General features: G+C 70.3%; 7 protein-coding genes. 5 read left to right on the top strand and 2 right to left on the bottom strand.

Annotated elements, in window-relative coordinates:
- A partial coding sequence (locus VF092_17010) for an LON peptidase substrate-binding domain-containing protein (protein HEX6749001.1) occupies window positions 1–548 on the bottom strand: 548 nt, incomplete at its 3' end.
- A 629-nt stretch (window positions 549–1,177) separates the two neighbouring features.
- Between VF092_17010 and VF092_17005 the strand changes: the two genes are divergently transcribed.
- The 4 genes from VF092_17005 (at window position 1,178) to VF092_16990 (ending at window position 5,893) form a co-directional block, all read left to right on the top strand.
- Window positions 1,178–2,071, top strand: a complete 894-nt coding sequence (locus VF092_17005; GenBank protein HEX6749000.1) for an NUDIX domain-containing protein — start codon at window positions 1,178–1,180, stop codon at window positions 2,069–2,071.
- Window positions 2,072–2,390: 319 nt separating this feature from the next.
- Window positions 2,391–3,896, top strand: a complete 1,506-nt coding sequence (locus tag VF092_17000; protein HEX6748999.1) for an Ig-like domain-containing protein — start codon at window positions 2,391–2,393, stop codon at window positions 3,894–3,896.
- A gap of 136 nt (window positions 3,897–4,032) precedes the next feature.
- Window positions 4,033–5,499: a sigma 54-interacting transcriptional regulator gene (locus VF092_16995; GenBank protein ID HEX6748998.1), complete on the top strand. Its 1,467-nt coding sequence runs from the start codon at window positions 4,033–4,035 to the stop codon at window positions 5,497–5,499.
- Window positions 5,500–5,614: 115 nt separating this feature from the next.
- Window positions 5,615–5,893, top strand: coding sequence for a hypothetical protein (locus VF092_16990; GenBank protein ID HEX6748997.1), 279 nt, complete (start codon window positions 5,615–5,617; stop codon window positions 5,891–5,893).
- Window positions 5,894–6,144: 251 nt separating this feature from the next.
- On the opposite strand, the gene VF092_16985 is transcribed toward VF092_16990, so the two are convergent.
- The gene (locus tag VF092_16985) at window positions 6,145–6,813 is read right to left on the bottom strand and encodes a DUF1707 domain-containing protein (GenBank protein HEX6748996.1); all 669 of its coding nucleotides are present in this window, start codon (window positions 6,811–6,813) and stop codon (window positions 6,145–6,147) included.
- Between the two features lie 177 nt (window positions 6,814–6,990).
- Here VF092_16985 and VF092_16980 point away from each other — a divergent pair, with 177 nt between their 5' ends.
- On the top strand, window positions 6,991–8,388 hold the full coding sequence (locus VF092_16980) for an ATP-binding protein (GenBank protein ID HEX6748995.1): 1,398 nt from the start codon (window positions 6,991–6,993) through the stop codon (window positions 8,386–8,388).
- The last annotated feature ends 109 nt before the right edge of the window (window positions 8,389–8,497 follow it).

Below are 8,497 nucleotides of genomic sequence, written 5' to 3'. Positions count from 1 at the left end.
ACCTCGAGCAGCTTCTGCTTGGCCTCGGTGTTCATCTCCACGTAGAACGCCACCAGGTCGGCGAACTGGCCGGGCTCCTGGATGCCGTCCATGAACTGCTGCAGCATCTCGGGCGGGATGCCGCGGCGCTTGCCCAGCTCGGCCGCGCGGTCGCGCAGCTCGCGGTACAGGGCGATGAAGGCCGGGTCCTCGGCGTTCACCGGCGCCAGGTCGTGCATCTCGCGCAGGTGCGCGGTCAGGCCGCGCTCGCCGTCCACGTACTGCAGCGCCAGCGCGCGGTGCTCGCCGTGGATCAGCAGCTGCACCCCCCCGCCCCCGCGCTGCACCTGCGCGATGCGCACCACGGTGCCCACGGAGTAGAGGTTCTCGGGCTCCACCTCGTCGCGGTTCTCCTTCTGGGCCACGGCCAGCATGCGGCGGTCGCCCGCCAGCGCGGCCTCGATGGCCTGCAGCGTTCCCGGGCGCCCCGCCGAGATCGGCACGGCGGTCCCGGGGAATACCACCGTCTCCCGCAGGGGGAGCACCGGCAGCGTCGTTCGCTCGCTCATTCCTCTATCCTTTCATCGGGTGCCGGCCCGGAAGGGGCCGGCTGCTGAGTGCCGGCAACAGGCATTTCCCCTGCCACGTCTCCGGTACCCGCAAACCACCGTTTCCATCCTCGTAAACACGCCTGTAATATACACTTGGCAACAAGATCCAAAGGACTGCCGATCCGGCCGCACCTCGGTCGTTCAGGCATGAACTACCGGCGGAACGGCAGACGTTGCGTGGAGATGCGTCATGACGATCCGTCAACCTACGCTCCTGACGCCCTCTCCGCATCAACGCCGCGGGACCGGTGAGCGAGACGGAGATCGCGTCTCCATCCCAGACTGGCGTGTGGGAGAATCGGTCACCAGAAACGGATGCGGCCGAAGGGGACGCCACATGTAGGGACTGCTCCTTAAACGACAACTCCCGCAGGAAAGATCCCAACTCCCCACGCGGGATGGGGACAGTCCGGATACGCGCGCGCCCGCGCGAGGGCCAACTTTCGGCCACGGTGCTCCCCGCGCGATCCGGCGGCGGCCCGCAGGCGATCACCGCCGGGGCAAGCGCCCCGGCGGCCTTGCTTCGTGCCTGCCGTGGGCTACCTTCCCGCCCATCGCCGAAACGTATCCTGGAGATTGTGACTCCCGTGACGGACCCACGCCCGCGCTCCGCGGCCGGCGCCGCGCGCCGCGCCACCGACGACCCCAACACCTTCGTCATCCCCGCCGACGCGCTGCCGCCGGGGTTCGCGGAGAAGGTGGAGGACGCGTCGCTCGTCCCCGCGCCGCCGCGCCCGGCGGCCACGGTGGTGCTGCTGCGCGACGGCGCGGAGGGGATCGAGGCGCTGCTCCTGCGCCGGCACCGCCGCAGCGGCTTCGCGGCCGACGCGTGGGTCTTTCCCGGCGGCGTGGTGGACGCGCGCGACCGCAGCGGCGAGGCGGCCGACCGGATGGACGGCCCGTCGCCGGAGGAGTGGGCGCGGCGGCTGGGGATCGGCGACCCGGCGGAGGCGCTGGGCTACGTCCTCGCCGCAATCCGCGAGGCGTTCGAGGAGACGGGGATCCTGCTCGCGCGGCCCGACAACGTGGGCGCGCCGCACGCCGACGCGGCGCACAGCCTGGAGGTGGCGCGCCGCGCGCTGCTGAACGACGTCGTCGGCCTGCGCGACGTGGCGGTGGGGAACGGGCTGCGGCTGAGCGGCGACGCGCTGGTGTACATCGCCCACTGGATCACCCCGCTCCCCGAGCCGCGGCGCTACGACACGCGCTTCTTCGCCGCGCGCGCGCCCGAGGCCGCCGTCTGCGACGTGCACGACGCGGAGATGACGGATGCCCTCTGGCTGCGCCCCGCCGACGCCGCCGCCCGCTTCCGCGCGGGGGAGATGAAGCTCCTGCCGCCCACCGTCCACACCCTCGCGCGCCTGGCCGAGTTCGCGTCGTGGGACGAGCTGCGCGCCGCGCTGGCGGACGCGCCGGTGCCCTCCATCATCCCGCGCATGGAGTCCCGCCCCGACGGCGTGGCCATCGTCGTTCCGGGCTGAGCCGCATGGCGGCCGTCGCGGAGTGGTCATGGTGGTGAGCGTGGATTCCATCTGTAGCGATCCTCCGCGCCGGCGCTTTGGCGTCACGTGACCGCGGCGGCACCTCGGTGTCCGCCGCGGTTCTCTTCTTCTTCGCTCCTCGGAGCCGGACGCCGCTGTCCGGAGCAGTCCGGGTACGTGAAGGACTAGCCCTGTAGCGAGACGCGGAGTTCAGCCCACACCCTCCCCCGCGCACATCGCGCAGATTTCTGATCGGGAACATCCGCGGCATCGCGATGCGCCACGGTGCAGGTCGACTACGTGACGAAAGGAGGCCGCCATGTCACGCCGAATCTTTCCCGTCACCCTGGCGGTGCTGATGCTGGCCGGCGCCGCATGCGAGGACGCACCCACGGGCCCCGCCCGGACCGCTCCCGCGGAGATCCGCGTCACCCCCGACTCCGTGGCCTTGCGGCTCGGGCAGACGGCCACGCTCACCGCCTCCGTGCTCGACGCGCACGGGCAGCCGCTCGCGGGGGTGCGCGTTCGCTTCTCCTCCAGCCGCCCCGATGTCGCCGAGGTAGACTCGGTCACCGGCGTGGTGACGGGAGTTGCGGCCGGCACCGCCGGGATCACCGCGGCGTCGTTCGCGCTGCAGACGACGCTGCCGGTGGTCGTCGCACCGGCCGGGGGCGCCGAGGTGCACTATCTCCACCTCGAGGGCGACTGGTTCCGTTTCGATGTCTTGTTCGTCCCCACGTTCTGGTACGGCCTGCGGCTGGACACATGGAACCTGATCACGCCCATACTGACTGTCTCGATGGCGAACGCGGCGGGGGAGAACCTCTGCGGCATCGTCCCGCTCACCCTCACGACCGACTCGACCGTCCTCTCCGTGCGGTACCACAGTCCCTGCCGCTTCGAGTTGCATCCGCACCGGGAAGGAAGGGTGTGGCTGACAGGACATGCGGGAGCGATCGAGGACCGCCTGGAGGTCGTCGTCCACCGCACGAAGTTTCGCTGGGTATTCGGACCGGCGGCCGGGCCGTACGTCGCAGGTGGCCAGGTCCAGTACGAGTTTGCGGTCGTCGACGAGCATGGCGCCCCTGTTCCCGGCGTTCCGGTGGTGTTCGGCTGGCGCGAACGGGACCCCCAGGCCAGCGGAGTGGATTCGGCGCTCACCGGCCCGGATGGGTTCGCGCGCGCTACCGTGCCGCTTCCCGCCCGCCCCGTGGTCGAGGAGATCCCGCACGACTTCGGCCTGCCCTCCGTGTTCGTCCCCGCATTCCGCGTCGACGTGAGCGCCACCCTTCCCGACGGCCGCGCCGTCGGCGACTCGTCCCGGCTGGAGGTGTCGCCGGGCGCGCCCGATCACATCGAAGTGCTCGCCCTCCGCTCCGAGAGCGACATGAACTCGGCCAATGATTATCCATACGGGTCTTATTCGGCGTCGAGGGCGTACCGCGTGTTGTCGGGAGACGAGGTCGTGCTGCGGAAATACTCCGCCATCACGACCGCAGGATCCTGGACGCGCACGCGCCGCTTCGTCGACTCGCTGGCGGTGATCGTGGCCGATCGCCTCGGCAACCCGACCGAGGTGCTCGCCACCGCAGCGGCAGACGGTTCGACGCCGCAGACCTGGAGTGGCGGGTTCAAGGAATCGAGCTACCGCGCCTTGTGCTCATGGACGTGTCGTTTCCCGCAGGAATCGTTCGTGAGGCATCGGACGGGATTGGTGGTCTTCACCAGCCTCGGCTCCCCGTTCGACTCCATCCGGCTGACCATCAGCGCGACTGGCGTGCCGACCCGGACCGTCACCGTCGTGGGGGTGGATTCCATCCCGTGACGGCCGACCGGCAGAGCGCGAGGCTGGCGCGTCCCCATGGGCCGACAGCATCGCGCGCCTCGTCTACCGCTGGGGCGCGCGCGGGTGCATCTTCCAGATGCACCCGCGTTCGACCACCACGCCAGGCGAGCAGAGCATGACCCAGCGCCCCGCCACACTCGGTGACCTCCGCGAAAGCGGCTACCGCACGCGCAGCGTCAAGCAGGAGCTGCGCGAGAACCTCATCAACCGGCTGCGCTGCGGGCAGCCGCTGTTTCCGGGCATCGTGGGCTACGAGGACACGGTGGTGCCCTCCATCGTCAACGCGGTGCTCGCCCGGCAGAACTTCATCCTCCTGGGCCTGCGCGGACAGGCCAAGAGCCGCATCCTGCGCCAGCTGGTGGAGCTGATGGACGAGACCATCCCCGTGCTTGCGGGGAGCGAGGTGAACGACGACCCGTTCGCGCCCATCAGCCGCTTCGGCAAGCTGCAGGTGCTGGAGCACGGCGACGACGCGCCCATCGAGTGGATCGGCCGCGACCGGCGCTACGTGGAGAAGCTCGCGACGCCCGACGTCACCGTCGCGGACCTGATCGGTGACATGGACCCTATCCGCGCCGCCCGCGGGGGACATCTCCTCTCCGACGAGCTCACCATCAACTTCGGCCTCCTGCCGCGGGCGAACCGGGGGATCTTCGCCATCAACGAGCTGCCCGACCTCTCCGGCAAGGTGCAGGTGGGCCTGTTCAACGTCCTGCAGGAGGGCGACGTCCAGATCAAGGGCTTCCCCGTCCGGCTCCCGCTGGACGTGATGATGGTGTTCAGCGCCAACCCCGAGGACTACACGGCGCGCGGCAAGATCATCACCCCGCTCAAGGACCGCATCGGCGCCGAGATCTCGACCCACTATCCGAAGACGCCGGAGGAGGGGATGGAGATCACCGCGCAGGAGGCGTGGACGGTGCGCGACGGGGTGCCCGTGGAGGTGCCGCCGTTCATCGCCGAGCTGATCGAGCGCGTGGCCTTCCTGGCGCGCGACGACAAGCGCGTGGACCGGCGCAGCGGGGTCAGCCAGCGCATGCCCATCTCTGTGATGGAGACCGCCGTCTCCAACGCCGAGCGCCGCGCCCTGTCGGCCGGCGAGGGCGAGATCGTCCCGCGCGTGGCCGACGTGTACGCCTCGCTCCCCTCCATCACCGGGAAGATGGAGCTGGAGTACGAGGGCGAGCTGCAGGGCGCCGAGACCATCGCCCGCGACCTGATCGCCGCCGCGGCGCGCGACATCTTCGACCGCATCTGGGACGTGGACCTGCTGGACTCGGTGATCGAGCACTTCGACCGCGGCGGCGTGCTGCAGATCAGCGACGGCGCGTCGGCCGAGGCGTGCCTGGCGGGGCTGGAGGGCGTGCCCGGGCTGGTGGAGGCGCTCCAGGACGCGGGGATGTTCCACGCCGGCGACATGGGGCTGACCGTGGCCGCCGCCGAGCTGCTGCTGGAGGGGCTGGCCGCGCACCGCAAGATCTCGCGCGCCGACACCGGCACCTACGCGCGCGCCCGGCCCGAGCGCCCGTCGAAGGGGAAGGGCGGCGGCGGGTTCAGCTTCGGCTCCAGCGACATGTTCTGAGCCGCGGCGCGGGCGAAACGGCTCAGGGAGATGCGGGTAGAAAGCTGAAACCCCGTCCTCCCGCGGCCCGTAGGGGTGGTCCGGAAGCAACGCGATACCACACAGGAGCGGACCGATGCTCGAACTCTTGGTTGTCGGCGGCGCGCTCGCCGCGTCGGCCTACGGATACGTCCAGGCACGCCTGTTCACCCGCAAGAAGCTGGCGTTCGTCGACGCCGCGCAGAGCGGCGCGGCCCCGGTGCTCGCCGGCGCGGGCGCGGCCATCCTGGGCGGGGTGGCGGTGGCCTTCATCCCCTTCTTCGGCGCGGGGACGGCCATCCTCTTCGGCCTCGGCGTCGGTGCGGGCGTCGCCTCCGGCCAGTCCGACATCCGCCACCGGCGCCTGAACCCGTAGCGCCCACGCAGCAACGACGGAACGCCGCCTCCCTCGATTCCGCGGGGAGGCGGCGTTTCTCGTTCCTGGAAAAGAATTCGGTTGATGCGCCCAATCCAACCCGACGGCCGACGTCATCCTGAGGCCGGCCAGACCGTAATCAGCGTCTGTGCAAGAGCTTGCAGGCCGAAGGATCTATCACCGCGGCAGCACGCAATCGGGTCGGACGCACCAGTACTCCACCCCGAAGTCAGTACGATCGTCCCGCGTCGTCACCCGCCGCGCGACAGGCGGCGTGCCTCGCGCCGGGCCAGCCGCTCGCGGGCGCGGGCGTCGCGCTCCTTCTCGCCGGCATAGCGGATCTCCAGGTCCACGCCGCCCATGATCGCGATCCCGCCGATGCGCAGCACGGGCGCGTCCGGATCCGTCGGCGGGTCGGCGCTGCCGCGCGTGCCGAAGCCGCCCATCAGCGCGAAGCCGTTCATCTCCACGTGCACGCCGGGAGGCACCACCAGGTGCACGCCGCCCATGAACGCGAAGCAGGTCACCTCCGTCACCCCCGGCCCGAAGCGCGCCTCGCGGAAGTCGAGCTCGGCGCCGCCCATCACCGTCACCACGCTCAGGTGGCGCGGCGGCGTCCACATCCCCTTGCGCTCGGTGCCGCCCATGACGGCCAGGATCACCTGCTTGTCGGCCACCGTGTCGGCCCGCGCCGTGGCCACCGCGGTGGACGGCGACGCGGCGGCGGTGGCGGACTGCACCGGCAGGTCGGCCACCAGCTCCTGCAGCGTGGCCACGCTGGTGGCGGCGTAGGCCCTGGTCAGCCGGTCCTCGAGCGCCTCGTCGGTGAGGTTCTCGGCGGCGTAGTGGTCGCAGAGCTGCTCTACGATCCGTTGCCGCGTCTGCTCCAGCGGCACCGGCTTGGGGGTCGGGTCGGTCATGGCCGTGTTGAACGGAACCGGGTCGCGAAAGGTTTCGCGCCCATGCGGAACGTTATCTCCCGCCCCGCCCATCGGGCAATGCGGCCGTGCGACGGCCCCATGGCGCTTCGGATGTCTAAAATGTAGAATACAGGCTTCATCCGGCTCGCCACGACTTCCCTCCGCCGCAAGCCACCGATGACCGTCGCCGAGCTCGACGCCCTGACGTCTGGCGGTGAATCGCCGCAGATCGAGTTCAAGCTCACCACCGGCCAGCGCTCCGAGGGCGCGCGGACCGCCTGCGCCATGCTGAACGGCAGCGGCGGCTTCATCCTGTTCGGCGTCGACGACGGCGGCCGGATCCACGGGATGACGGTGACGGCGAAGACGGTCGAAGACCTGGTGCACGAGCTCCGGCGCATCGATCCGCTCCCCGCCATCACCCCGGAGCGGGTGCCGGTGAGCGACGGCCGGGAGGCGCTGGTTCTCTCCATCCCCGGCAACACCGGCGGCCCGTTCACCTACGATGGACGCCCCTACGTGCGCCTGGGCTCGTCTACCATCGTGATGCCGCAGGATCATTACCGGCGCCTGCTGCTGGAGCGGTCGCACGCCTCCGCCCGGTGGGAGCTGCTCCCCGCCCACGGCTTCGGGGTGAAGGACCTCGACGCGGCGGAGATCGTCCGCACGGCCGACGAGGCGGTCCGCCGGCTTCGGCTGGAAGACCCCGGCACGCGCGACCCGGAGGAGCTGCTGCGCGGCCTCAGGCTCATGGAAGACGGGAAGGTGCTCAACGGCGCCGTCGTGCTGTTCGGAGACGGCAGCCGCCTCATGCCCGCGTATCCGCAGTGCCTGCTTCGCCTCGCCCGGTTCCGCGGCGTGGACAAGACGGAGTTCATCGACAACCGGCAGGAGGTCGGGAACGCGTTCGAGCTCCTCCAGCGGGCGCAGCGCTTCCTCCGCGATCATCTTCCGGTGGCCGGACGCGTCGTGCCGCACCTGTTCGAGCGCGAAGACGATCCGCTGTACCCGCCCGCGGCCTTGCGCGAGGCGCTCGCGAACGCGCTCTGCCATCGCGACTACGCCATGCCCGGCGGCTCGGTCGGCATCGCCATCTACGACGACCGCCTGGAGATCACCAACACCGGCCGGATTCCCTTCGGCCTGACCGCGGCGGATCTCAAGCGTCCCCACACGTCGCAACCCTGGAACCCGCTGATGGCCAGCGTCTTCTATCGCCGGGGAGTGATCGATTCGTGGGGGCGGGGCACGCTGAAGATCGTGGAGCTCACCGGGCAGGCCGGGCTCGTGGAGCCGGAGTTCGAAGAGCGAGGCGGCGAGGTCGTCGTGCGCTTCTTCCCGCTCGGCTACGTTCCGCCGACCCGCGTGAGCCGCAACCTCTCTCGGGCACAGCAGGAGGTCCTCGAGGTCCTGGCGACGATCGGTCCGGCTCCATTGCGAGAGATCGAAGCCGGGCTGCGTACCGCGTCGCCACGCCAGGTCGTGCAGGAGACGCTGTACTCGCTGCGCACTCTCGGCCTGGTCGAGCTTACCGGGCGCACGCGCGCGTCGCGGTGGAAGCTGGTTGGACGATGAGCCGGAGATTGTAAGCTCTTTCCAGTTCATTCGCCACTTTATTTACTTTATTCGAATTTTTCTTGATTTGAGGCGGCTGTTCGCGTGCTCGGGCACCGCGATCGGCCGG

Source organism: Longimicrobium sp. (assembly GCA_036377595.1).
Lineage (GTDB): Bacteria > Gemmatimonadota > Gemmatimonadetes > Longimicrobiales > Longimicrobiaceae > Longimicrobium.
This window is presented reverse-complemented; position numbering and strand designations above follow the sequence as displayed.

Excerpts from the sequence above, each read along its gene's own strand:
- VF092_17000 (HEX6748999.1), top strand. The coding sequence starts at position 2,391 with ATGTCACGCCGAATCTTTCCCGTCACCCTGGCGGTGCTGATGCTGGCC.
- VF092_16995 (HEX6748998.1), top strand. The coding sequence starts at position 4,033 with ATGACCCAGCGCCCCGCCACACTCGGTGACCTCCGCGAAAGCGGCTAC.
- VF092_16990 (HEX6748997.1), top strand. The coding sequence starts at position 5,615 with ATGCTCGAACTCTTGGTTGTCGGCGGCGCGCTCGCCGCGTCGGCCTAC.
- VF092_16985 (HEX6748996.1), bottom strand. The coding sequence starts at position 6,813 with ATGACCGACCCGACCCCCAAGCCGGTGCCGCTGGAGCAGACGCGGCAA.
- VF092_16980 (HEX6748995.1), top strand. The coding sequence starts at position 6,991 with ATGACCGTCGCCGAGCTCGACGCCCTGACGTCTGGCGGTGAATCGCCG.